The following is a 22397-nucleotide window of genomic DNA, read 5'->3' on the forward strand; positions in this document are numbered from 1 at the left end:
CCCTACTCGGCATCCGAACACCTGACCTTTAGTCCCCCCTTGTCCGCATTCTTCGACGGCCGTGTAACAGCGGTTAAAGGTGGGATTGAGCGCGGGAATCCCGACGCCATGACGCACAACACCCCGCTCTCCCCCCGCCCCCTCCGCCACCTCTCCGAGGCCCACCGCCGCGTCCTGACGGCGGCCCAGCTCCGCTCCCACGGAGTGACGACGGCAGAACTGGCCGAGCACTGCCGCCCCGGCGGCCCCTGGCAGCAGCTGCTGCCGAACGTGGTCCTCCTCCACCCCGGCCCCGCGACGAACGAGGAGCGTCTGCACGGGGCGCTGCTGTACGCGGCACGCGAGTCCGCGCCGGGCGTCCCGGCCCAGCCGACGGCGGAGGAACCGCACCGGCCGGTCTACGCGGAGGCGATGATCACGGGCCTCGCGGCCCTCACCCTCTACGGCTTCTCCGCCACCCCGCCGCTGCTCTCCCTGAACCACGTCGACGTCCTGGTCCCCCGGCTGCGCCGGATCCGCACCACGGGCTACGTCCGCGTCCTGCGCACCCCCGCCCTGCCCACGCCCAACGCGGTGACGGGTCTGCCGGTGGCGCCGGTGCCGCGGGCGCTGGCGGACGCGGTGGCGGACCTGACGGACGCGGAGGCGGTACGGCGGCTGCTGACCGAGGCGGTGCGTGGCCGTCACTGCGAACCAGCCGCTGTCGTACGGGAGTTGACCAGCGCGAAGCTGCTCAACCGCCCGCACGTGGCGAACGCGGTGGACGCGCTCGTGGCGGAGGGCCGCTCGATCGCCGAGAACCGCCTGTACCGGATGGTCGGCGAGTACGGCCTGCCCGACCCGGTCTGGAACGTCGACCTGCGGCTGCCCGGCGGCCCGCACCTCGGCGGCCTGGACGCGTACTGGCCGGACCAGGCGGTGGCGGTGGAGCTCGACACCCGGGCGCCCCGGCAAGGCCATCGGCAGGAAGACGACGCGCTGTGGTCGGAGTACGCCCGCAAGCGCGAGCACCTCGAACGCCTCGGGATCACCGTCGTGTACATCACGCCGAAGAAGCTCCGGAACGCGATGGAACAGCAGGCGGCGGTGGTCCGCACGGCCCTGATGGCCTCGGCGGACCGTGACCCGGCCGCCTACGTCGTGGTGCTTCCCCGGTAGTGACGGACCGGAAGGCATCGGGAGGGCCGATCCGAGCCCTCAGGAGGGGAGAGGAGGGGCCACCGGGCGATTCCGTCGGCCCCTCCTCGTGCGTCACGCCTGGTCATCGGTTCACCCGAACGGACGAGCCTCGCGGGCGGCGCGGGCCGGGCCACGAAAGATGAGAGGTATGCGACATACCCGGACAGCCGCGTGTTCGGCGGCCCTCGTGCTCGCCACGGCCTGCCTCGTCGCCGGCCCCGGCACGGCACAGGCGGCGCCCCCGACGGCAGCCGTGGGCTATGCGGCCCTCGGCGACTCCTACTCCGCCGGGCTCGGTGCCGGCGACTACCTCCCCACCGGCACGAACTGCAAGCGCAGCGGCCGGGCGTACCCGGTCCTGTGGGCCTCGGCGCACAGGGTGGCGACCTTCGCCTTCTCCGCGTGCAACCACGCCCGGACGAGCGACGTCCTGTCCGGTCAGCTCGGCACGCTCGGCCCAGGCACCAGGCTGGTCACCCTCACCGTGGGCGGCAGCGACGCGGGCTTCGTCGGCGTCATGACGACCTGCGCGCTGGGCGGCACCAGCCGCTGCCTGTCAGCCGTCGCCGCGGCCCGCGCCACGGTGGACGGGTCCCTGGGGGACAGCCTCGACCGGCTCTACTCGGCCATCAGGGACCGGGCTCCCGCCGCCCACGTCGTGGTGCTCGGCTATCCGCACCTGTACCACCTCAGAGGCACCTGCGAAGCCGGCCTCCAGGACACCGCGCGCGCCGCCATCAACGACGGTGTGGACCACCTCGACGCGGTGATCGCCCGCCGCGCCGCCGCCCACGGGTTCGCCTACGCCGACGTCAGGGCAGCCTTCGCCGGCCACGAGATCTGTTCCGCGACCCCCTGGCTGCACAGCGTCGACGTGCTGGCCCCCACCGAGTCGTACCACCCCACGGCACCGGGCCAGTTGCTCGGCTACCTCCCGGTGCTCGACCGGGTTTCCTGACGGGTCCTGACGAGGTCCTGACAGGCCGAGCCGTACGCTCTGGTTCATGCCTGCCGAAGACGTGACCCTGCGCCCCGTCACCGAGGACGACCTCCCCCTGCTGGAGCGCTTCCTCACCGAGCCGCAGACGGCGGGGCCGTTCCAGTGGTACGGCTACACCGACCCGCGGCGGTTCCGGCAGCGCTGGACGGAGAACCGGCTGCTCGGCGAGGACGGCGGCCAGCTGATCGTCACGGCCGGGACCGAGCCGCTGGGGTTCGTCGCCTGGCGGAAGGTCGTCGTCACGGCCTCCACCCACTGCTGGAACATGGGCGCCCAACTGCTGCCGGAGGCCCGTGGCCGGGGCATCGGCACCCGGGCCCAGCTACAGCTCGTCCGGTACCTCTTCGCCCACACCCCCGTGATGCGGATCGAGGCCGACACCGAGGCCGAGAACATCGCCGAGCAGCGGGCCCTGGAGAAGGCCGGGTTCACCCGCGAGGGCGTACTGCGGGGCATCGTCTTCCGGGACGGCCGCTGGCGCGACGGCGTCGCCTACAGCGTGCTGCGCCACGACCCGCTGCCCGCCGACGTGTGAGGCGTACACCTCGTCGAGCAGGGCGGCGTAGGCCGCGATCATGCGGGTGCGGCTGAAGCGCTCGCGGGCGGCGTCCAGGGCCGGCGCGAGCTCGGTGCGTCCGCCGGCCGCCGCGGACCACGCCAGGGCGATCGCGGCCGGGTCCGGCGGGGTGACGAAGCCGAGGCCCTCCACGATCGAGGCGCTGTCGCCGACGTCGGTCGTCACCGGGACCGCGCCGCACATCATGCCCTCGATCAGGCACAGCGGCGCCGCCTCCCCGGAGACGGAGGTCAGGGCGACGACGTCGGCGGCGGCGTACACGGCCGGCATGTCGTGCCGCACGCCGAGCAGGTGCACCCGGTCGGTGAGGGACGGCGCATCGGCGAAGGCGTCGGCGAGGTCCACGCGCAGTCCGGAGTTGCCGGGGGTCATCCCGGCACCGCACATCAGCATGTGCCCGCCGCCCTCCCGGGCCAGCCAGGCGCGGGCCGCCCGGAGCAGCAGGGGCACATTCTTCATCGCGGCGTACCGGGCCGCGAAGACGACCACCGGCGCCCGGTCCGCGATCCCGAGGGAGGCGCGCAGGGCGACGCGCGCGGCCGGGTCCGGGCGGAAGCGGAGCAGGTCGACGCCGTTGGGGATGACGTGCAGCAGCCGGCCCGGGATGCCGGCGGCCTCGTAGGCGGCCCGGGTGGACTCGGCGCAGCACACGCACGCGGCCACCGTGCCGTCGGCGATGGCGGCCTTCAGCTCCTCCAGGGCGGGGCCCTGGTTCTCCGGGTCGGAGCGGTGCAGACCGACCACGACCGGGCGACGGGGCAGGCCGGCCTGGTTGAGCAGGGCCAGCGGCTGCTCCTTCAGGGAGAGGATCACATCCGCCCCGGCCATCGACCGAGCCGTTTCGGCCAGCTCGGGTCCGCTGAAAGCGTTCGCTGCGAGCGAGCCGTCCACCAGGCCCGCGCTGCGGCCGAGCGAGGTGACGCCGACCCCGCCGGCGGTCAGCGCCCGGTAGCAGTGGTCGTCCTCCATGCGCTGCCGGGTGGCCTCGCGATGGACCTCGCCATGGATGCTGAGCACCTGGTGGGACTGGCCGCCCTCGGCCAGTCCCAGTACGACGTCACTGTGCACGATCCGGGCTCCTCCGGAGAAGAAGCCCTCGTAGACCGACAGCACACGCAGTCCGTGCCTCGCGCGCACGCGACCACCCGCCTTGCATAAATGATCGAGAAGATCGAGCCATCCCCGTCCAAAGCGGGATAGCCGATATGAGGCGGTACGGACATTGCGTCCGGGTTAACACGGAATGACGTGGATGAAACGGTGGCTAACAGAATTCTCCGTCGATCACCGACTGCATGTCCCCGGCCCAGTCGCCGTTGAAATTGAAGGCGATCGCATGGCGGCCGTCCGACGTGGTGACCGCCGAGGACGCGGACCCGTGAATGCCGCCGCTGTGCCCCCAGACATGAACACCGCAGGTCAGCCGCGTGTCCATGAGCCCGAGGCCGTAGCGCGTGTTCGGGATGCCCGTGGCCTCCACGGTGGTCTTCATTTCCTTCAGCTGCTTCGGCGGCAGGAGTTTTCCGCCGAGCAGGGCGCTGTAGAAGCGGTCGAGATCGGCGGAGTCGGAGATCATTTCACCGGCCGACGAGGCCAGGGACGGATTCAGGGTCGTGACGTCGTACACCGGACCCGTCGGATCGAGGAATTTCGAGTAGGCGCGGCTGCTCGGGCGGGGCACGGTGATCCGGGTGCCGGGGAGCGAGGTGCCCCGCAGCCGCAGCGGCGCGATGACGCGGCGCTCGATCTCGGTGGCGTACGAGTGGCCCGTCACCTTCTCGATCACCATTCCGGCCAGGACGTAGTTGGTGTTGGAGTACTTCCAGGACGTTCCCGGCGCGAAGTACGGCTCGTGCTTCATGGCGATCGTCACCAGCTCGCCCGGTGCAAGCGTGTCGTAGCGGTGCCGGGAGAAGCCGTCCGCGGTGAAGAACGCCCGGCCGAAGTCCGCGTCGCCGGTGTAGTCGAAGATGCCGCTCGTGTGGTTCAGCAGCTGCCGGACGGTGATGCGGCGGCCGTCGTGACCGTGCCCTTGGACGACGCCGGGCAGCCACTTCTCCACCGTGTCGTCCAGCGACAGCCGGCCCTCCGCCTCCAGCCGGAGCAGGACGGTGGCGACGAAGGTCTTGGTGATGCTGCCGACGCGGTACCGGTCGGCGGTGGAACGCGGCTCGCCGGTGCGGCGGTCGCCCACGCCGGCGGTGGCGGACCAGGTGCCGCGGCCGTCCCTCGCGGTGGCGGTCACCCCGGGCACCCCGGCCGCGACCGCGGCCTCGATGGCCTTGCGGGTGCCGGCGTGGGAGTGCCCGACGGCGGGGTGGGCGCCGGTGGCGGCCACGGCCGGAGCCGCGAGGGCCGCCGTGAGGAGCAGGGCGGTGGCGCCCACCAGGGTCGTGCGTACGCGCATGTCTTCCCCCAACCTGTGCTGTTCGGTGCGGTCAGGGGAGGAAACTTTCCAGGAATGCGCGAAGGTTGCTCTGCAATAGGCCGGTTGGGTGACATTCAGCCCTTTTTCAGCACCAGCTCCGTGTTCCGGTCGGCCGCGCCGCCCGCGAGGGTCTTGCTGGCGTTGGGGGCGTTGTAGGCCAGCTCTCGGTAGAGGGCGGCGAGGCCGGTCTGGGAGAGGTCGGCGAAGTCGGTGCGGTGCGGGGCGGCGGCCTCGATCAGGGTGGTGAACAGGGAGATGGTGCCGTCCTTGTTGTCCACCAGCTCGATGATGCGGGCCAGGTGGGGAAAGTCGATGTGCGAGGCGGTGGAGATCTCCCAGAAGGAGCGGCCGCCGGAGGCCTGGTGCGGGGTGATGACGTTCCGGTGGACGTGCCCGTTCACCCAGGCCAGCACGTTGGCGTGGGCGGACAGCAGCGAGACCACCTCGGCGCCGCTGTGCCGCTTCTCGCCGGGGCGGGCCGGGTCGGGGCGGGTGTTGTCCATCGACTTGCTGGTGTGGTGGCTGAAGACGACGGCGTAGGAGTCCTTGTTGTCCTTCAGCGTCCTGTCCAGCCACTTCAGCTGGGCGGTGCCGACGGAGCCCTCGTAGTAGCCGCCGGCGTCCGTGGTGTCGAGGCTGATGCCGATGACGTCGTCGGAGATGCGGAAGGCGTAGTACTGGGTGCCCGCGTCGAGGTTCGCCGAGGAGTAGCCGTGTCCGACCGGCCCGTGGCCCTGGTGGGCGGGGTCGAGGTGGGCCTTGAGGTAGTCGGCGGGGGTGTAGGGGGCGCGTTTCTCGTCCGGCGTGACCGAACGCATCGAGCGGGCGTGGGCCTTGAGGAAGTCCCGGTAGCCGGTGCCCTTGGCGTCGGTTCCGTTGTTGATGGAGGCCAGGAGTTTTTTCGCATCGGCGGCCGGGACGTTCATCAGCTTCTTGCCGCCGATGGCCGCCTCGGCGAGGTAGGGGTCGCCGTGGGAGCCGTAGGCGCCGAGCGGGAGGGCGTCGTGGTTGCCGACGGTGGAGTACCAGGGCAGGTTGAGGCCGGGGCTCTGCACCTCGCGGATCGCGGCGGCCAGGAAGCCCTTCAGCTGCGGGAAGCCGAGCGTCTTGTCGTAGTCGCGCAGAGCGGCGTCGGGCTGCCAGAACAGCTGCAGACCGCTGTTCTGCACGCCCTCGTAGTGCTTGGGATCACCGGAGTTGGGGCTGATGCGGCCACCGCTCATCACCTTCATGAACCACTCCAGCTCGGAGTGGGCGTTGTTGTCGGTGTTGTCGCCGGTGGTCATCACGAAGTGCAGCGGGGCGCCGGTGACGGGGGCGCCCCGCAGCGCGTTGACCCGCTCGACCAGCGAGATCGCTCCGGGCACGGTGAGCGCCTCCTGCGGCCGCCAGGAGTGCGGGTCGGCCGCGCGCAGGAACTCCCAGCGCAGGGGGTGCTGGACGTCCATCAGGTGCAGGTCGGTGAACTGCACGAACGCGGCGAGGGCGCGGCGGCGGCTCGCGCGGCCGGACTTGGGCGTGGCCAGCTCACCGCGCACCACGCGCGCCCAGCCGGGCCCGTCACCGAGCCGGCGGTAGCCGGAGCCGTTCCGGGGCGCGGCGACGGAGGCGAGCGTGGTGCCCTTGGTGTAGGGGGCGAGCGGGACCGCCGGAGTGGCCTGCCCGGAGTGGGCGACCGGCGCCGGGGCGGTGGCGGCCTCGCTGTCGGTGGGGCGGAGGGCGTAGCCGACGCCCGCGGAGAGCGAGACCGCTCCGGCGGCGGCGAGGACGGTACGGCGGTTGACCTCCAGGGCGGAGGCGGCGACAGAGCGTATGCGCGGCATTGGCGCGATCTCCCCGAGTGCGAACGCGTCGGCAGTGTTCGCGGGCCGTCGCTGTCGCGAACGCCCCGCTCACTCTGGATCGTTGGCACCGGGGATGACCTGCGTGTGAACGCGGCGGCAACGCGCAGCGCCCATCACCGTACGTGGATCACGGGGTGGGGGTCGCGGTCATGGAGTGGATTGCGCGCGGCCCAGGGGCAGTTACTCCTCGTTCATCTGTTGGGGTAGGGCACGGGTTCCGGCGGCGAGATGCCCGTTCGCGGGGCGTTCCCGCCAGAGGCGCAGGGCGGTGTCGACCAGGGGCACCCGGTTCAGGTCCGGTACGACCGAAAGGTCCCGCCATGCCGCGAAATCGGTGGATCCCCCGACCTCGTACCGGAGTTCACCGCCGACGACCTCTCCCTCGTAGACGAGCCGCAGCGCATGGTGGTCGGTACGACGCCGGTGCCGGCGGCGCCGGCCCAGGGTCAGCCGGAACGAGTCCACGCCGAGGAGACCGGTCACCTCGATGCGGTAACCGGTCTCCTCGCCGACCTCGCGGCGGACGGTGTCGTACGGGTCCTCGCCGTGCTCCATGCCGCCACCCGGCAGCACCCACTCCGGGGTGCCGTCGGGACCGGGTGAACGCGCGAGCAGGATCTGTCCGTCACGGACGCACACGGCGTAGGCCGCCACCCTCAAGTTCCGTCGCATCCCAGGGAGGTTAGTCCCGAACGTCCGGATTCGCCGGTGAATATTCGGGCGCGGACCAGCGCAGCGGCAAGGCGGCCGGGGTCCACAGGGCCTCGGTGAGGGTGAAGCGTACGTTGCGCTCGCCGGCCGCCGTGAACTCGGCGCGCGCCTCGCCGGTGAGCTGGAGGGTGGTGCCGGTCGTCCAGTCGAGGAAGAGCAGTCCGGCACGGGGGGTGCTTCGCAGATTGCCGAGGGTGAGGAACATGGCGTTGCCGGGGTAGTCGGGCCAGGTCAGTTCGTGCGGGGACGCGACCTGGACGAAGCCCGGGTTGCCGCCCCGGTGACTGACGTCGGCTCCGGCGGGGTGGACCGTGGCCAGGAAGAAGGTGTCGGCCGCGTGGATGAACTCCGTGTGCTCCGGGTCGAGTTCGGTCAGGCGGTGGGGGGTGCCTGGCGTGCGGTCGCCGAGTGTCTCGTACGTCTCCCTGCGCTGGATGTATTTGGGGCAGTTGGAGAAGACCTGGTCCGCCTCTACGGCGAAGCCGCGGGGGGTCGGTCCGAGCCGGCCGTTGAGGCGCATGCGGCGGCGGGTTCGGGGGTCCAGGGCGATGGTGCCGATGCGGGTGCCCTGCGTTTTCAGCGCCACGGTGAGTGGGTCGCCAAGGGCGTCGTACGGGTGCGGGTCGGCGGTAGCCGCGGACCGAACGCAGTCCTGCGCCCCTTCAGGTCGGCCGCCCTGCCGCCAATCCGTCATGACCGACATCCGGCGGGGCCCGGTGGCCCGGACGAAACCCGGCGCCCCCGTGAGCGCCGACGCCCACACCCTCCCCGTCCCCGGGTCCGCCGCTCCCACCACCAGCAGTGGCTGCAGTTCCAGGAAGGCAGCCGCGATCGGCTTGATGTCCTGGCCGAGGGAGCGGCCCACATGGTCGGCGCGGTCGCGGACGCCCAACAGTTCCTGCACGGCGAGCGAGCCCGCGTGATAGGTGCCCATGGCTAGAAGAAACCGCAGGTCGGGGCTTCCGAGTGGGGCGCCGGGGCGCCGTCGGGGCCGAGGGGGGCGGCGATCTCCAGGCGGATGCCGTCCGGGTCGTGGAAGAAGATCCCGCCCGAGGTCCCGCCCTCCCGGTGGGCGACCACACCGTCATAGGCGAAGTCGACTCCGGCGTCCCGCAGCGCGGTCTCGTACTCCCGGACGCGGTCGATCGAGTCGACCGTGAAGGCGAGGTGGTGCAGTCCGGGGCGACCGCTGTCGTACGACCCCTGCGCCTGCTGCCAGAGGGTGACGAGCGGGGCGCCGCCGCCCTCCCCCAGCATCGCCCAGCGCCGGTCGTCCTCCTTGCCCTCGGCGAGCACCGTGAAGCCGAGGAGGTCGCGGTACAGGGCGAGCGAGCGGTCGAGGTCGGTGACGTTCAGACCGGCGTGCGCGATGCGCGGAGTCATGGTGTTCTCCTTCGAGCTGCTACCTAACCTTCTTTCTTTACATTAGAGGGTTAGGAGCCAGAAGGTCAACCACTCACATACAATTGAGCGGTTAGGACGGAAGGAGTGCCCGATGACCGCCCTGCCCGACCCCCGCCCCCTCACCGGCGAACCCCTCGCGCTCGACCTGCTCAACACCCGGTGGAACCGGGAAGGCGTCACCCAGGACCTGCTCGACGGCACCGACGGGCTGGCCGTGTGGCTCGCCGGCAACGGGCTGGCCGGGGAGCACACGGCCGACGCGGAGACGCTGGAGCATCTGCGCGAGGCGCGCGAGGCGATCAAGGCCGCGGTGCACGGGTCACCGGCCCAGGCCGCGCCGCTCGTGGACGCCGTACTGGCACACGGACGGATCCGGGCCCGGCTGACCCCCGAGGGCCCCGCCGAGGAGCCGGAGTTCACCGATCCGTCGTGGGCGCCGGCCTGGCGCGCCGCCCGGAACTACCTGGAGCTGATCACCCGCGCCCCGGAGCGCATCCGGACCTGCTCCGGCGGCAGCTGCATCCTGCACTTCTTCGACACGTCCCGGAACGGCACCCGCCGCTGGTGCTCGATGGCCGCGTGCGGCAACCGCGCGAAGGCCTCCCGGCATTACGCGCGCTCGAAGGACCACTGACCGCGCGCGGCGCGGTCGCGGGGGTCGGCAGCATGAAGATCGAGAAGGTCGCGCCGCAACGTCGGGCACCCGCCCCTCACGGCCTGTCGGCCGGCGCCTCCCCGGCCGGGCAGGTCAGCTGCCGGGACCGGGGCAGCGCCTCGTGATCCAGGCACGGTCGACGGCCACGCGAGTGTCCCCGACCGCCCACAGGCTCGCGTTCTGCCGGCCCACGCCGACCTGGACGAGGACGTGCCGGCCCGGGCGCGGGGCCGGTTTCGCGCCGCCGTCGAACAGGAAGCTGACCCGGGCCGGGCCGTGCGCGGGCTTGTGGGAGCGGATCACGGTCAGCGTGATCCGGGACCAGGGGGACGACTTCCGCGGCTGCACCTCGGCCCGGTGCCCTCCACGACCAGCCTGGAGCAGGCCAGGTCGAGTTCCGGCTCGGACGGCCGCCCGCCGTCCCCGGAGACCCCGGCCGGGGCGTCGCCCACGCTCTTGTCCGCGGCGCCCGCGCTGTTGTCGTCCGGGGCACCGGAGTGCGTCACCATCCAGCCGAACCCGACGACCAGGGCGACGGCCGCGGCCCCGGCGAGCGACCCGAACGCGATCCGCAGCACCCGCCGGGGCCGCGGAGGGCGGCGCCCTGCCCTCACCGGTCGCGTGACACCGCGCGGGCCGGGCGCCGGCCGAGGACTCACGGCCTCCTCGGCGGGCACCGCCCCGTCCGCCCGCTCCCCGGTCAGCGCGTCCGCGAGCCCGGTCAGCTGCTCCCTCAGCACCGCCAGGTCGACCTCGGCCGCCCGGTGTTCGGCGAGGAAGGCGGGATCGCGGTGGGCCTCCTCGGGCAGCGGTTCCCCCGTGATGGCCGCCATCAGCGCGTCCATACCGCCGTACTCCCCGGCGTTGCCATGTCCGGCGGTCACGTCACACCACCTCGTCCTCGTGCAGGCGCTCGCGCAGGGCGCGGACCGCCGTGTGCAGCCTGCTCTTGACCGTGCCCTCGGGGGATGCCCAGTTCCTCGGCGATGGCCCGGACGGGCAGGTCGGCGAAGAAGCGCAGGACGAGCACCTGCCGCTGGGCGGCGGGCAGGTCGTCCAGGCCCTGGGCGGCGGGCAGGTCGTCCAGGCCCTGGGCGACGGCGAGGGAGAGCAGGCTGGTCTCCTCGCCGGAGGGGTGCGCGGGCTCGCGCAGTGCGGCCGGCCGCTCCCCCAGCCTCCCCCACTGCCTCAAGGGCGTGGGGGCACCCCCACCTGGCGACGTTCGGCCCGGTGCCAGTCCATGGCGAGGTTGGAGGCGACCACCGCCGCCCACTCCGAGACGTCCCGCGGCGCCTCCCGTCCGCTCGCGGTCCCCTCCAGCAGCCGCAGCCGTACCTGCTGCACCCCGTCCGGCAGGTCCGACTGCGGCACGCCGCCGAGCGCGAGCACCGCCCGCACCCGGCGTTCCTGGGCCGCGTCCAGCGGATCGTCCCCGGTACGGTCCGCGCGTCCCCCACAGTTCGGACCGGCTTCCGGCGGTGCGCAGAGGCGTACGTCACATCGCCGTGTGGCCGGGGAGGCGTACGGGCAGGCACAGGACAGCACAGCTTGCGGCCCCGGCGCCCGGCGGAGGGAATTTCTCCAGCTCAGGGGCATGTTGGACGGATGTACGGAACTGTTCGCCGGGTGATCGTGTCCCACTCCTCGGGCACGCCTCGCAAAGAATTGGACAGGTGGACCGGGGTCGGCCGCATGATGGAAAAGCCCCGGTCATGCACGAGACACAAAGAGGGAGTCACTGTGAGGGTCGGAATCGTCGGAGCCACCGGTCAGGTCGGCACGGTCATGCGCAGGATCCTCGCGGAGCGGAACTTCCCGGTGACCCAGCTGCGCCTGTTCGCCTCGGCGCGCTCGGCCGGCACCGTGCTGGACGGGGTGACGGTGGAGGACGCGGCGACCGCCGACTACACCGGCCTGGACATCGTGCTCTTCTCGGCGGGCGGCACGACCTCCAAGGCGCTGGCCGAGAAGGTCGCCTCCCAGGGCGCCGTCGTGATCGACAACTCCTCCGCCTGGCGCAAGGACCCCGAGGTCCCGCTCGTCGTCTCCGAGGTGAACCCGCACGCGGTCGCCGACCGTCCCAAGGGCATCATCGCCAACCCGAACTGCACCACGATGGCCGCGATGCCGGTCCTGAAGCCGCTGCACGAGGAGGCCGGTCTTCAGGGGCTGATCGTCGCCACCTACCAGGCGGTGTCCGGCTCGGGTCTCGCGGGCGTGGCCGAGCTGCACGGCCAGGTGCAGAAGGTGGCCGACGAGGCCGACAAGCTGACCCACGACGGCCGGGCGGTCGACTTCCCCGAGCCGCAGGTCTACAAGCGCACCATCGCCTTCAACGTGCTCCCGCTGGCGGGCTCGATCGTCGACGACGGTCTCAACGAGACCGACGAGGAGCAGAAGCTGCGCAACGAGTCCCGCAAGATCCTGGAGATCCCCGAGCTGAAGGTCTCCGGCACCTGCGTGCGCGTGCCCGTCTTCTCCGGCCACTCCCTCCAGGTCAACGCCCGCTTCGCCCGCCCCATCTCCCCGGAGCGCGCCACCGAGCTGCTCGCCGGGGCCCCGGGCGTCGCCCTCTCCGACATCCCGACCCCGCTGCAGGCGGCCGGCCAGGACCCGTCGTACGTCGGCCGCATCCGCCGCGACGAGACGGTGGACAACGGCCTGGCGCTGTTCATCTCCAACGACAACCTCCGCAAGGGCGCCGCGCTGAACGCGGTCCAGATCGCGGAGCTGGTGGCGGCGGAGCTGTCCTCGAAGTAACCCGCAGCTGCGCCACAGGGGCGGTCACGGTCACGTGGCCGCCCCTGTCGTGTCCTCCACCGCCGTGCGAGGATCGCTGACCCGGATTGCGAGCGGGAGGTGGCCGTGGACACGTGCGCGACCTGTGGCGGCCCTCTTCCGGCGCGGGCCGGCCGCCGGGGCCGTAGCTCGGTGTACTGCTCGGCGGCCTGCCGGCAGAAGGCCTACCGGGAGCGGCAGGACGGTGGCGGGGGCCTGGAGGAGCTGATCGAGTCGGTCGGCCGGCAGGCGGGTTCGCTGGTGCCGCGGCCGGCCTCCGAGCTGTACGCGGGCGTGACCGAACTGTCCGCCTCGGTGGCCCGGCTGCGCCGTGTCGCACGGCTCGCGCAGGAGACCCGGCAGACCACTGACCATTGCGTCACAGGGCCCGGCGTGACGGAAAAACCCGGGAACGGGACTGCCGGCGCGGTTTGCGTCACGGACTCCCCCGTGACGCGAACCGACGCGACGAAATCCGACGCCACGCCCTTCGACGAGGGCGCCTTCGCCGCCCTCACCGAGTCGTACCGGCGGGAGATCCGCGCCCACTGCTATCGCATGACCGGCTCCTACGACGACGCCGAGGACCTGGTTCAGGAGACGTTCCTGCGGGCCTGGCGGGGCCGGGACGGCTATCGGGGCCGGGCGAGCGCCCGTACCTGGCTGTACCGCATCGCGACCAACGCCTGCCTGGACTTCCAGCGCCGTACCGCCCGCCGCCCGCAGGCTTACGAGCCGCTGCCCGGCATGGACCACGGCAACGGCGAGCCACCGGCCCGAATCACCTGGCTGCAGCCGTACCCGGACGACGAGCTGCCGGACAGCGCGGCGGAATCGCGCGAGACCGTCGAGCTGGTCCTGCTGGCCGCGCTCCAGCACCTGTCCGGCCGCCAGCGGGCCGCGCTCGTGCTGCGCGACCTGCTCGGACTCACCGCCGCCGAGACCGCGCAGATGCTCGGCACCTCCGTGGCCTCGGTCAACAGCGCACTGCAACGCGCCCGCCCGGCCCTGCGCGATCAGCTGCCCGCGAGCCGTACGGACTGGACGGCCACCCCGCCGACGGACGCCCAGCGGGCCGCGCTCCAGCGGTACATGACGGCCGCCGAGCGGCTCGACTTCGACGCGATGGCCGAGCTGCTCGCCGAGGACGTCACGCTGACGATGCCGCCCAACCCGTTCTGGTTCACCGGCCGCGAGGCGCTGCTCGCCTTCCTCCGGCCGAGCCTCGACCCCGCGTCCCCCATGTTCCTCGGCCACTGGCGCCACCTGCCCGCCCGGGCCAACGGGCAGCTCGCGGCCGGGGGTTACGTCCGCCGCCCCGGTACGAACGTCTACCGAGCCCAGGTCCTGGACGTGCTCCGCTTCGACGCCGCGGGCCGCATCACGGAGATCACCTCCTTCGAACCGCACCTGTTCCCGGCGTTCGGACTGCCGCTGCGGCTGTGAGCGATGAGCGCCGGGGGTGCCGTACGTCTGTACCGGTGAAACGGACACCACTTCCGAAGGAGTTCACCATGCTGCTCACCGACAAGACCGCGATCGTCTACGGCGCCGGCGGCTCGATCGGCGGTGCGGTGGCCCGTGCCTTCGCCGGCGAGGGCGCCCGGGTGCACCTCGTGGGCCGCACCCGGGAGACGCTGGAGGCGGCGGCGGCCGGCCTCAAGGACGCCGAGGTCGCCGTCGTGGACGCCCTCGACGAGGCGGCGGTGGAGGAGCACCTCGCGGGCGTCGGCGACGTCGACATCTCGTTCAACCTCGTCACCCGCGGCGATGTGCAGGGCGCCCCGCTCACCGAGATGCCCGTGGACGACTTCCTGCGGCCGGTGATCAACGGCGCCCGTGCCAACTTCATCACCGCCCGCGCCGCCGGGCGCCGCATGGCCGAGCGCGGCTCGGGAGTCGTCCTCACCCTCAACAGCGGTTCCGCGCACGGCAGTCCGATGATGGGCGGCACGGGACCGGCCGATGCCGCGATCGACACGCTCGTACGGAACCTGGCGATCGAGCTGGGTCCGCGCGGGGTGCGGGCCGTGGGGCTGTGGGCGGCCGGGGTGCCCGAGACGTTCACCGTCGGGAAGCTGTCCGCCGTCAACCCGGCGATCGACGAGGCCGCCGTCCAGGGCATCGTCGACAACCTCGCGACGATGCGCATGACCCGCCGCAACCCCACCCTCGCCGAGGTCGCCGCCACCGCCGTCTTCCTCGCCTCCGACCGGGCGGCCGGCATCACCGGCACCTTCGTCGACGTCACCGGCGGGATCGTCGCTCGCTGAGCCGGAAAAGGGCGCCCGGACCGGCGAGCCGTGCGCACACGAAAGGGCGCCCGGCGCACAGGCCGGGCGCCCTTGCCGCCGTGCTACTTGCCGGCCGCCGCGTCCGCCGTCTGGGCCTTCAGGGCCCGCTCGACGCCAGAGCGGGACTCCGAGACGAGGCGGCGCAGGGCCGCGTTCGGCTCGGCCGCACCCAGCCAGGTGTCGGTCTTGGCGAGGGTCGCCTCGGAGACCTGCACCGCCGGGTACAGGCCGATGGCGATCTGCTGGGCGATCTCGTGCGAACGGGCGTCCCAGACGTCCTTGACGACCTCGAAGTACCGGTCCGCGTACGGCGCCAGCAGCTCACGCTGGTCGGTCTGGACGAAGCCGCCGATCACGGCCTCCTGCACGGCGTTCGGCAGCTTGTCGGAGTCGACCACCGAGGACCAGGCCTCCGCCTTGGCCTCCGGGGTCGGGCGGGCCGCGCGGGCGGTGGCCGCGTGCCGCTCACCCGCGGCCGTCTTGTCCCGCTCGTACTCGGCCGCGATCTCCGCCTCGTCGAAGCGGCCGACCGCCGCCAGCCGCTCCACGAAGGCCCAGCGCAGCTCGGTGTCCACGGCCAGGCCCTCGACGGTCTGCGTGCCCTCCAGCAGGCTCTCCAGCAGGTCCAGCTGCTCGGGGGTGCGGGCCGTCGCCGCGAAGGCGCGGGCCCAGGCCAGCTGGTGGTCGCCGCCCGGCTCGGCCGCACGCAGGTGGGCCAGCGTGGCGTCGGTCCACCGGGCCAGCAAGGACTCGCGGGCGGCCGGGTCGGCGTACAGGTCGATGGCGAGCTTGACCTGGCGGTGCAGCGACTGCACCACGCCGATGTCGGACTCCTTGCCGATGCCGGACAGGACCAGGGAGAGGTAGTCCCGGGTGGCCAGCTCGGCGTCCCGGGTCATGTCCCAGGCCGAGGCCCAGCACAGGGCCCGCGGGAGGGACTCCTGGAAGTCGCCGAGGTGCTCGGTGACCGTCTTCAGGGACTCCTCGTCCAGGCGGACCTTGGCGTACGACAGGTCGTCGTCGTTGAGCAGGACGACCGCCGGCCGGCGCCTGCCGGTCACCTGCGGTACGGCCGTCAGCTCGCCGTCGACGTCCAGCTCGATCCGCTCGGTGCGCACCAGCTTGCCGCTCGCGTCGTCGAGGTCGTACAGGCCGACGGCGATGCGGTGCGGGCGCAGCACCGGCTCGCCCTTGGCGCCGGCGGGCAGGGCCGGGGCCTCCTGGCGGACGGCGAAGGAGGTGACCACACCGTCGGCGTCCGTCTGGATCTCCGGGCGGAGGATGTTGATGCCCGCGGTCTCCAGCCACTTCCGCGACCAGGTCTTCAGGTCGCGGCCGGAGGTCTCCTCCAGGGCGCCGAGCAGGTCGGACAGGCGGGTGTTGCCGAACGCGTGCCGCTTGAAGTAGGCCTGCACGCCCGTGAAGAACTCGTCCTCGCCGACGTACGCGACGAGCTGCTTCAACACGCTCGCACCCTTGGCGTACGTGATGCCGTCGAAGTTGACGAGCACGTCGTCCAGGTCGCGGATGTCAGCCATGATCGGGTGCGTGGACGGCAGCTGGTCCTGCCGGTACGCCCAGGTCTTCATGGAGTTGGCGAACGTGGTCCACGAGTGCGGCCAGCGCGAGCCCGGCGCGGCGGCCTGGCAGGCGATGGAGGTGTAGGTGGCGAACGACTCGTTCAGCCACAGGTCGTTCCACCACTCCATGGTGACGAGGTCGCCGAACCACATGTGGGCCAGCTCGTGCAGGATCGTCTCCGCGCGGACCTCGTACGCCGCGTCGGTCACCTTGGACCGGAAGACGTACTGGTCGCGGATGGTGACGGCACCCGCGTTCTCCATCGCGCCCGCGTTGAACTCGGGCACGAACAGCTGGTCGTACTTCGCGAAGGGGTACGCGTAGTCGAACTTCTCCTGGAACCAGTCGAAGCCCTGCCGGGTCACCTCGAAGATCGCGTCCGCGTCAAGGAACTCGGCGAGGGACGGGCGGCAGTAGATGCCCAGCGGCACGCTCTGCCCGTCCTTCTCGTACACGCTGTGCACGGAGTGGTACGGGCCGACGATCAGCGCGGTGATGTACGACGAGATGCGCGGGGTCGGCTCGAAGGACCAGACGTTGTCCTGCGGTTCCGGGGTCGGCGAGTTCGAGATCACCGTCCAGCCCTCGGGCGCCCGCACGGTGAACTGGAAGGTGGCCTTCAGGTCCGGCTGCTCGAAGGAGGCGAACACCCGGCGGGCGTCCGGGACCTCGAACTGGGTGTAGAGGTAGGCCTGCTCGTCGACCGGGTCGACGAAGCGGTGCAGGCCCTCGCCGGTGTTGGTGTAGGCGCAGTCCGCGACGACCCGCAGGACGTTACGGCCCTCCAGCAGGCCCGGCAGGGCGATCCGCGAGTCCTTGAAGACCTCGGCGGGGTCGAGCGCGTCACCGTTCAGGGTGACCTCGTGGACGGTGGGCGCCACCAGGTCGATGAAGGACTCGGCACCGCCGCGGGCCACGTCGAAGCGCACCGTGGTCACGGACCTGTAGGTACCGCCCTCCTGCGCGCCGGAGAGGTCGAGATCGATCTCGTACGAGTCAACAGTGAGCAGCTCGGCCCGCTGCTGCGCCTCTTCGCGAGTCAGGTTTGTGCCAGGCACGCGGTCATCTCCTCGTTATGTGTCGGTTGCGCCATCCTTCCATGGGACCCACAGGGAAAGCGATGTCCGGATACCGCCGGTCGGCGGGGCGGCCGGGCAGGAGGCTGGGCCGTATGACGAGCTACACCGCACGCCCGATTCCGTCCCCGTCCCTGAAGGAGCTGCGCACCGCCGACGACGCGGGCCGCCCCCTGGCCCCCTTCACCGACGAGGAGGGCGGCGCCCCGCTGCGCTGCTGCCTGCGGCGCAGCGAGCCCGGCGAGCGGATCGCCCTGGTCTCGTACGCGCCACTGCGCCGCTGGGCGGCCGAGACGGGCGCCGACCCCGGGGCGTACGACGAGCAGGGCCCGGTCTTCATCCACGGGGACGAGTGCCGGGGTCCGTCGCCCGACCCCGTGCTGCCCTTCACCGATGCCCACCGCGTGCTCCGCCGCTACTCGGCCGACGGCCGGATCCTGGGCGGCCGCCTCACGGACGGCGACTTCCCGTCCGCCCTCACCGAGGCCTTCGCCGACCCGGAGGTGGCGGTGGTGCACGTTCGGGCGGTGGAGTACGGGTGCTTCCTGTACGAGGTGCGGCGGGGCTGAGGCGCGCGGAGGAAGGAGAGCCTCGGCCGTGCCGGACGCGACGGGCCGCGGCCACGAGGTCGGCGGGCGGGGCGGGTCCGGCGCGTCCGTCGTCCGCAGCGCGGCCTCGGCCGGCGCGTCGGCACTCACCGCACCGGGAAACCGCTCGTCGCCGAACCGCTCGTCGCCGAACCGCTCGTCGCCGAACCAGGGGGCGTCGGCCCACGCGATGTCGGGCCGCACACCCGTGACCGACCCGTTCGCCATCGCCGCGTCGTCCATGCCGCCGTCGAGGAAGCCGACGTACGACAGCGCCAGGATCGTCCTCGAGGAGTTCGTCCCCCGGACGGCCTCGGTCGGCTCCGCCCGCCGGTCCCGCCACAACTCGACCACCCACCGCGTAGGGTTCGGGATCCTCGGGCGCGGAGGCGATGGCACCCGCCGGATGGTCGACGGCCACTGCCGGACTCCCCCCGGCAGTGCGCCATCACCGCGCGACACCCACGCCGGCTGCTACCGCTCGGTTCGACACGGGTCAGTGGGTGTCCCTGCGCCCGGCGTGCGTCGGCCGTCGCTGTCGCTCCTGGACGCGAGGCCATGGGCGCCGAGCCGATGAGGGCGCCCGGGCACCGCGTCCCGCAGGGCCTGGAGCACATGGGTCACCGCGGGCCCGGTCTCCCCGCCCCTGCGTACCGCCGCCGCCACATGGCGGACCGGGCCGTCCGGTCCGAGGTCCCGCATGACCACCCCGTCGCGGCGGCCCGCGGCCATGCGCGGGACCAGGGCCACACCCATGCCCGCCTCCACCATGGCGAGGATCGGAGTCCAGCCGGAGGCCGAGTGACCCTGGTGGGGGCTGAAGCCGGCCGCCTCGCAGGCGCGGCGGGTGATGTCCGACCAGGGGCCGCTGCCGCCGAAGATCCAGGGTTCGGCGGCCAGGTCGGTGAGGGTCAGGGCGGGGGCCGCGGCCAGGGGGTGGTCCGGGGGCAGGGCGACGTCCAACGGGTCGGCCAGCAGAGGGACTTGGGTGAAGCGGGGGTCCGCCGTGCTGGGGGCCGAGGCCGCGAGGGACAGGGCGAGGTCCACCTCGCCGGCCGTCAGGAGGTCGTAGGCCTCGGCGGCCTCCGCCTCCCGGACCCGGACCGTCACCGCGGGGTGCGTGTCCCGCAGGGCCCGTACGGCCGGTACCACCAGGGCGGGTACGGACGTCGGGAACGCGGCGACCCGGACCTCCCCCGCCTCTCCTTGGACGTATGCCGCCAACGCGGCCTCCGTGCGCTCCAGTTGCTCGAAGACCGGCTCGGTGTGGGCCAGGACCAAGCGGGCCGCGTCGGTGAGGCGGACCCGGCGGCCCCGCGCCTCCAGCAGGGGTACGCCGAGCTGCCGGGTGAGGTTGGTGAGCTGCTGGGAGACGGCGGAGGGGGTCATGTGCAGGGCCTCGGCCGTCGCCGTCACGGTGCCGCGCTCGCGCAGGGTGCGCAGGATCTGCAGCTTCCGGATCTCCCACTCGGCCATGCCGGGAAAGCTACACGTCAACGCCGTGGACCCGCGCCCAGCAACACCCCGCCCAGGATCAACGCCATCGACAGCAGTTGCGGCAGCTCTGTCGTCTCGCCGAGGACGGCCCAGGACAGGACGGCCACGCAGACCGGCTGGAGGTAGTAGACGATGCCCGCGCGGGTCGCGCCGATCAGGGCGATGGCCTTGTTCCAGGCGAAGAAGGCCACCGCGGAGGAGGCGACGCCGACGTAGAGGAGGGGCAGGACGGTGGCGGGGGCGGGGTGGAAGGAACCCTGCACGGTCACGCTCACCGCCTGTGCGGGCAGGAGGAGGACCGTCCCGGTCAGGAACGTGGTGAACAGGAAGCCGGTGCCGTGGAGTTCGGCGGGCTTGCGGCGCAGCAGCGCGCTGTAGCCGGCGAAGCAGCAGGCGGCCGCGATCATCCACAGGTCGCCCGGCGAGAAGTGCGCGCCGCCGCCCACGAGCAGCGCCACGCCCGCGCAGGCGACGGACAGGCCGGTGGCTCGGCGCGCGCCGAGCCGTACGCCGCCCAGCCGTTCGAAGACCGCCATCAGCACCGGCGAGGCGGCCATGATCATGCCCATGGTGGCGGCCGAGGTGGTCAGTCCGGCCTGGTTGACGAGGGTGTTGTAGGTGGCCACGCCGAGGAGGGAGGCGAGGAGGACGTAGCGGGCGTGACGGCGGATCAGCGCCCGCTGCCGCCAGGCCTGCCGGGCGCCGAAGGGGGCTACGGCGAGGAGTGCGACGACCCAGCGCCAGAAGGCGTGCTGGACGGGCGGGACGCTGTCGTGCAGACCGCGGGAGGTGACGAAGCTGCCGGACCAGACGAGGGTGGCGAGGGCGGCGAGGGCCAGGCCGGTCGCGGGGGCGGCGGCCTTGCGGGCGGGTGTGGTGGCGGGTGCGGCGGAAGTGGTGGTCCTGGGCAGGACGGCGGCCACGGGGCTCCTTTCGATGGTTGGTGTGCTTCTACCGTCACAGCACCCGATCCATCAGGTCCATCGAAACTTGTCGACTGTTCCTTTCAGTTGAACTGAACAATCTGCCCACCGTGGGGCCATACCACTCACCACCGGCGGGATGACCGGACGCCTCCGGGCGGTCGACGCGGGCCTCGCGGTCCAGACCGGGGCCCTGTCTCTCCTCGACGACGAGCAGGTCGGCCAACTGGCCGACCTGCACAGGGAGTTGCCGGCGGGGCGCTGGAGGCGCCGCACCGAGAAGAGGTCTAGCCGCCGAGGTGCGCGGCGAGCGCCGTCTCGATGTCCGCCGCGCCGGCCGAGTCGGCGGCCCAGGCCGCGTATCCGTCGGGACGGACCAGCACGGTCGTCCGGCGGTCACTCGCCCAGTGCGCCACGGCCAGCCGGCCCGCACGGCCGGGCCCCGCCTCGTACGGCTCCGGGGTGATCAGCACGAACCGGCCGCCGCGCAGGGCCTCGTAGAGGCGGTCGCCGCCGGCCAGGGCGACGTCCGGGACCCGGGTGCCGGTGAGGCGGTGGGCGCCGCGCGGTGCCGGGTAGCGGTAGCCGACGCCGGTGACCTGGCCCGCGACCTTGCGCCGGGCGGGGCCGACGGCGTTCAGGAACGTGGTGAGCGCGGCGCGGGCCGCAAGGGTCCAGGGGCGCTTGGCCATCGCGAGGCGGACGATCCCGCCGCTGCTGCGCAGCACCGACCTGCCCACGGGGTGCCGCTCGCCCTGGTAGGTGTCGAGCAGCGCCGGGTCCGCGTGTCCGCCCACGACCGCCGCGAGCTTCCAGCTCAGGTTGGCCGCGTCCTGCAGGCCGGTGTTCATGCCCTGGCCGCCGGCCGGGGTGTGCACGTGCGCGGCGTCGCCCGCCAGGAAGACCCGCCCCACCCGGTAGGCGGGCGCCTGCCGTTCGTCGCTGTGGAAGCGGGACATCCAGCGGGCGTCGTGCATCCCGAAGTCCCGCCCGAGGGCGAGCCGGGTGATCTCCTGGACCTCGGCCAGGTCCAGCGGCTCGGTGTCGGGGACGTTGCGGCCGCGGTGCCAGCCGATCACCCGGTGGTAGCCGTCGCCGAACGGTGCGAGGAAGGCGAAGGCGTCGCCGACGGCGTTGACGGTGAGCAGCGTCGGCGGCTCCTCGGCGAGCCGGACGTCGGCGAGGACCACGGACCTGATCACCGACTTGCCCGGGAAGGGCAGCCCGATCGCGTCCCGTACGACGCTGCGCATGCCGTCGGCACCGACGACGTACGCCGCCCGCAGGCGCTCCGTACGCCCTCCGGGCCCGCGCGCCTCGACGGTCACCCCGTCGGCGTCCTGCGTGAGCCCGCTCAGCTCGGTCTCGTACCGGAAGTCGGCCCCCGCCTCGGCCGCCCGGCGCTCCAGGACCTTCTCGACCTCGTACTGCGGGAGGACGAGGAGGTGGTTGAACCGGGACGGGAGGGCGGCGAGGTCGACGGTGAGCCGGCCGAAGAGGTTGAGGCGGTCGAGGGGCCGGCCGACCTTTTCGAGGTCGTCGGCGAGAGCGCGGGCGTCGAGCTGTTCCAGGGTGCGGGCGTGCAGGACGAAGGCGCGGGAGAGGTTGCTGATCTTGTGGGGGCGCTTTTCGAGGACGGTGACCGGGACGCCGGCGGTGGCGAGGTCGCCGGCGAGGAGCAGGCCGGTGGGGCCGGAGCCGACGACGATGACGGTTCCGGGCGTGCCGGTGACGTCGGCGTTGCCGGTCGTGGTGCTGGTGTCGTTGTTGCCAGTGGTGCCGGTCATGGTGGCCTCCTGGATGCCAACGCCTGGTGGTCAACGCTTGCTGGCCAACGTTTGTTGGTCAACGCTTGTTGGTCAA

The 22397-nt window shown here is 72.5% G+C and carries 20 protein-coding genes and 2 pseudogenes; 8 read left to right on the forward strand and 14 right to left on the reverse strand.

The features are described from left to right. Positions 1 to 108 precede the first annotated feature (108 nt). From ACWGJ5_RS30515 to ACWGJ5_RS30525, 3 genes and pseudogenes are all read left to right on the forward strand, one after another. Positions 109 to 1158, forward strand: coding sequence for a hypothetical protein (locus ACWGJ5_RS30515; protein ID WP_453312861.1), 1050 nt, complete (start codon positions 109 to 111; stop codon positions 1156 to 1158). Between the two features lie 169 nt (positions 1159 to 1327). Next, positions 1328 to 2137, forward strand: a complete 810-nt coding sequence (locus ACWGJ5_RS30520) for an SGNH/GDSL hydrolase family protein (RefSeq protein WP_453312862.1) — start codon at positions 1328 to 1330, stop codon at positions 2135 to 2137. 46 nt (positions 2138 to 2183) lie between these two features. Further along, positions 2184 to 2561: pseudogene (locus ACWGJ5_RS30525) on the forward strand (GNAT family N-acetyltransferase); the annotation flags it as partial. Here ACWGJ5_RS30525 and ACWGJ5_RS30530 read toward each other — a convergent pair. From ACWGJ5_RS30530 to ACWGJ5_RS30555, 6 genes are all read right to left on the reverse strand, one after another. Next, the gene (locus ACWGJ5_RS30530) at positions 2502 to 3869 is read right to left on the reverse strand and encodes a glycosyltransferase (RefSeq protein WP_453312924.1); all 1368 of its coding nucleotides are present in this window, start codon (positions 3867 to 3869) and stop codon (positions 2502 to 2504) included. The pseudogene ACWGJ5_RS30525 and the gene ACWGJ5_RS30530 sit on opposite strands and share 60 nt — an antisense overlap. 151 nt (positions 3870 to 4020) lie before the next feature. Beyond that, positions 4021 to 5163, reverse strand: coding sequence for a serine hydrolase domain-containing protein (locus ACWGJ5_RS30535; RefSeq protein WP_453312863.1), 1143 nt, complete (start codon positions 5161 to 5163; stop codon positions 4021 to 4023). Between the two features lie 95 nt (positions 5164 to 5258). Further along, positions 5259 to 7007, reverse strand: a complete 1749-nt coding sequence (locus tag ACWGJ5_RS30540; protein WP_453312864.1) for a TIGR03767 family metallophosphoesterase — start codon at positions 7005 to 7007, stop codon at positions 5259 to 5261. 201 nt (positions 7008 to 7208) lie between these two features. Beyond that, positions 7209 to 7682: an NUDIX hydrolase gene (locus ACWGJ5_RS30545; protein ID WP_453312925.1), complete on the reverse strand. Its 474-nt coding sequence runs from the start codon at positions 7680 to 7682 to the stop codon at positions 7209 to 7211. Between the two features lie 28 nt (positions 7683 to 7710). Continuing rightward, positions 7711 to 8673 (reverse strand): pyridoxamine 5'-phosphate oxidase family protein, encoded by a 963-nt coding sequence (locus ACWGJ5_RS30550; protein WP_453312865.1) that lies wholly within the window; start codon positions 8671 to 8673, stop codon positions 7711 to 7713. Between the two features lie 2 nt (positions 8674 to 8675). Next, the gene (locus ACWGJ5_RS30555; RefSeq protein WP_453312866.1) at positions 8676 to 9122 is read right to left on the reverse strand and encodes a VOC family protein; all 447 of its coding nucleotides are present in this window, start codon (positions 9120 to 9122) and stop codon (positions 8676 to 8678) included. A 112-nt stretch (positions 9123 to 9234) separates the two neighbouring features. Here ACWGJ5_RS30555 and ACWGJ5_RS30560 point away from each other — a divergent pair, with 112 nt between their 5' ends. Further along, positions 9235 to 9777 carry a CGNR zinc finger domain-containing protein gene (locus tag ACWGJ5_RS30560; protein WP_453312867.1) on the forward strand — a complete coding sequence of 181 codons (543 nt, stop codon included), beginning with the start codon at positions 9235 to 9237 and terminating at the stop codon, positions 9775 to 9777. Between the two features lie 114 nt (positions 9778 to 9891). Here the strand turns inward: ACWGJ5_RS30560 and ACWGJ5_RS30565 are convergent, their stop codons facing one another. From ACWGJ5_RS30565 to ACWGJ5_RS30575, 3 genes and pseudogenes are all read right to left on the reverse strand, one after another. Next, a complete protein-coding gene (locus ACWGJ5_RS30565) occupies positions 9892 to 10101 on the reverse strand; it encodes a hypothetical protein (RefSeq protein WP_453312868.1) in 210 nt (69 codons plus the stop codon). Positions 10102 to 10103: 2 nt separating this feature from the next. Further along, entirely contained in the window at positions 10104 to 10682 is a 579-nt protein-coding gene (locus ACWGJ5_RS30570) for a hypothetical protein (RefSeq protein WP_453312869.1), read from the reverse strand. Position 10683: 1 nt separating this feature from the next. After that, positions 10684 to 11220 (reverse strand): annotated as a pseudogene (locus tag ACWGJ5_RS30575) (sigma-70 family RNA polymerase sigma factor). Positions 11221 to 11538: 318 nt separating this feature from the next. Here ACWGJ5_RS30575 and ACWGJ5_RS30580 point away from each other — a divergent pair. The 3 genes from ACWGJ5_RS30580 to ACWGJ5_RS30590 all read left to right on the forward strand — a co-directional run bounded on the left by ACWGJ5_RS30580 (position 11539) and on the right by ACWGJ5_RS30590 (position 14849). Continuing rightward, positions 11539 to 12558 carry an aspartate-semialdehyde dehydrogenase gene (locus ACWGJ5_RS30580; RefSeq protein WP_453312870.1) on the forward strand — a complete coding sequence of 340 codons (1020 nt, stop codon included), beginning with the start codon at positions 11539 to 11541 and terminating at the stop codon, positions 12556 to 12558. A 99-nt stretch (positions 12559 to 12657) separates the two neighbouring features. Continuing rightward, positions 12658 to 14022 (forward strand): sigma-70 family RNA polymerase sigma factor, encoded by a 1365-nt coding sequence (locus ACWGJ5_RS30585; RefSeq protein ID WP_453312871.1) that lies wholly within the window; start codon positions 12658 to 12660, stop codon positions 14020 to 14022. A gap of 68 nt (positions 14023 to 14090) precedes the next feature. Further along, entirely contained in the window at positions 14091 to 14849 is a 759-nt protein-coding gene (locus tag ACWGJ5_RS30590; protein WP_453312872.1) for an SDR family NAD(P)-dependent oxidoreductase, read from the forward strand. 83 nt (positions 14850 to 14932) lie between these two features. Here ACWGJ5_RS30590 and pepN read toward each other — a convergent pair whose 3' ends face one another. Continuing rightward, positions 14933 to 17509 (reverse strand): aminopeptidase N, encoded by a 2577-nt coding sequence (gene pepN / locus ACWGJ5_RS30595; protein ID WP_453312873.1) that lies wholly within the window; start codon positions 17507 to 17509, stop codon positions 14933 to 14935. A 113-nt stretch (positions 17510 to 17622) separates the two neighbouring features. Here pepN and ACWGJ5_RS30600 point away from each other — a divergent pair, with 113 nt between their 5' ends. Further along, positions 17623 to 18096, forward strand: a complete 474-nt coding sequence (locus tag ACWGJ5_RS30600; RefSeq protein WP_453312874.1) for a DUF1203 domain-containing protein — start codon at positions 17623 to 17625, stop codon at positions 18094 to 18096. A gap of 492 nt (positions 18097 to 18588) precedes the next feature. Here the strand turns inward: ACWGJ5_RS30600 and ACWGJ5_RS30605 are convergent, their stop codons facing one another. From ACWGJ5_RS30605 to ACWGJ5_RS30620, 4 genes are all read right to left on the reverse strand, one after another. After that, entirely contained in the window at positions 18589 to 19590 is a 1002-nt protein-coding gene (locus ACWGJ5_RS30605) for a LysR family transcriptional regulator (RefSeq protein WP_453312875.1), read from the reverse strand. 17 nt (positions 19591 to 19607) lie between these two features. After that, a complete protein-coding gene (locus ACWGJ5_RS30610; RefSeq protein WP_453312876.1) occupies positions 19608 to 20534 on the reverse strand; it encodes a DMT family transporter in 927 nt (308 codons plus the stop codon). Positions 20535 to 20568: 34 nt separating this feature from the next. Next, positions 20569 to 20760, reverse strand: coding sequence for a hypothetical protein (locus ACWGJ5_RS30615; RefSeq protein WP_453312877.1), 192 nt, complete (start codon positions 20758 to 20760; stop codon positions 20569 to 20571). Positions 20761 to 20821: 61 nt separating this feature from the next. Beyond that, positions 20822 to 22321: an FAD-dependent monooxygenase gene (locus tag ACWGJ5_RS30620; RefSeq protein ID WP_453312878.1), complete on the reverse strand. Its 1500-nt coding sequence runs from the start codon at positions 22319 to 22321 to the stop codon at positions 20822 to 20824. Positions 22322 to 22397 lie beyond the last annotated feature (76 nt).

Source organism: Streptomyces sp. NPDC054783 (assembly GCF_053611725.1).

Excerpts from the sequence above, each read along its gene's own strand:
- ACWGJ5_RS30515 (WP_453312861.1), top strand. The coding sequence starts at position 109 with ATGACGCACAACACCCCGCTCTCCCCCCGCCCCCTCCGCCACCTCTCC.
- ACWGJ5_RS30520 (WP_453312862.1), top strand. The coding sequence starts at position 1,328 with ATGCGACATACCCGGACAGCCGCGTGTTCGGCGGCCCTCGTGCTCGCC.
- ACWGJ5_RS30535 (WP_453312863.1), bottom strand. The coding sequence starts at position 5,163 with ATGCGCGTACGCACGACCCTGGTGGGCGCCACCGCCCTGCTCCTCACG.
- ACWGJ5_RS30540 (WP_453312864.1), bottom strand. The coding sequence starts at position 7,007 with ATGCCGCGCATACGCTCTGTCGCCGCCTCCGCCCTGGAGGTCAACCGC.
- ACWGJ5_RS30550 (WP_453312865.1), bottom strand. The coding sequence starts at position 8,673 with ATGGGCACCTATCACGCGGGCTCGCTCGCCGTGCAGGAACTGTTGGGC.
- ACWGJ5_RS30555 (WP_453312866.1), bottom strand. The coding sequence starts at position 9,122 with ATGACTCCGCGCATCGCGCACGCCGGTCTGAACGTCACCGACCTCGAC.
- ACWGJ5_RS30560 (WP_453312867.1), top strand. The coding sequence starts at position 9,235 with ATGACCGCCCTGCCCGACCCCCGCCCCCTCACCGGCGAACCCCTCGCG.
- ACWGJ5_RS30590 (WP_453312872.1), top strand. The coding sequence starts at position 14,091 with ATGCTGCTCACCGACAAGACCGCGATCGTCTACGGCGCCGGCGGCTCG.
- ACWGJ5_RS30600 (WP_453312874.1), top strand. The coding sequence starts at position 17,623 with ATGACGAGCTACACCGCACGCCCGATTCCGTCCCCGTCCCTGAAGGAG.
- ACWGJ5_RS30605 (WP_453312875.1), bottom strand. The coding sequence starts at position 19,590 with ATGGCCGAGTGGGAGATCCGGAAGCTGCAGATCCTGCGCACCCTGCGC.
- ACWGJ5_RS30620 (WP_453312878.1), bottom strand. The coding sequence starts at position 22,321 with ATGACCGGCACCACTGGCAACAACGACACCAGCACCACGACCGGCAAC.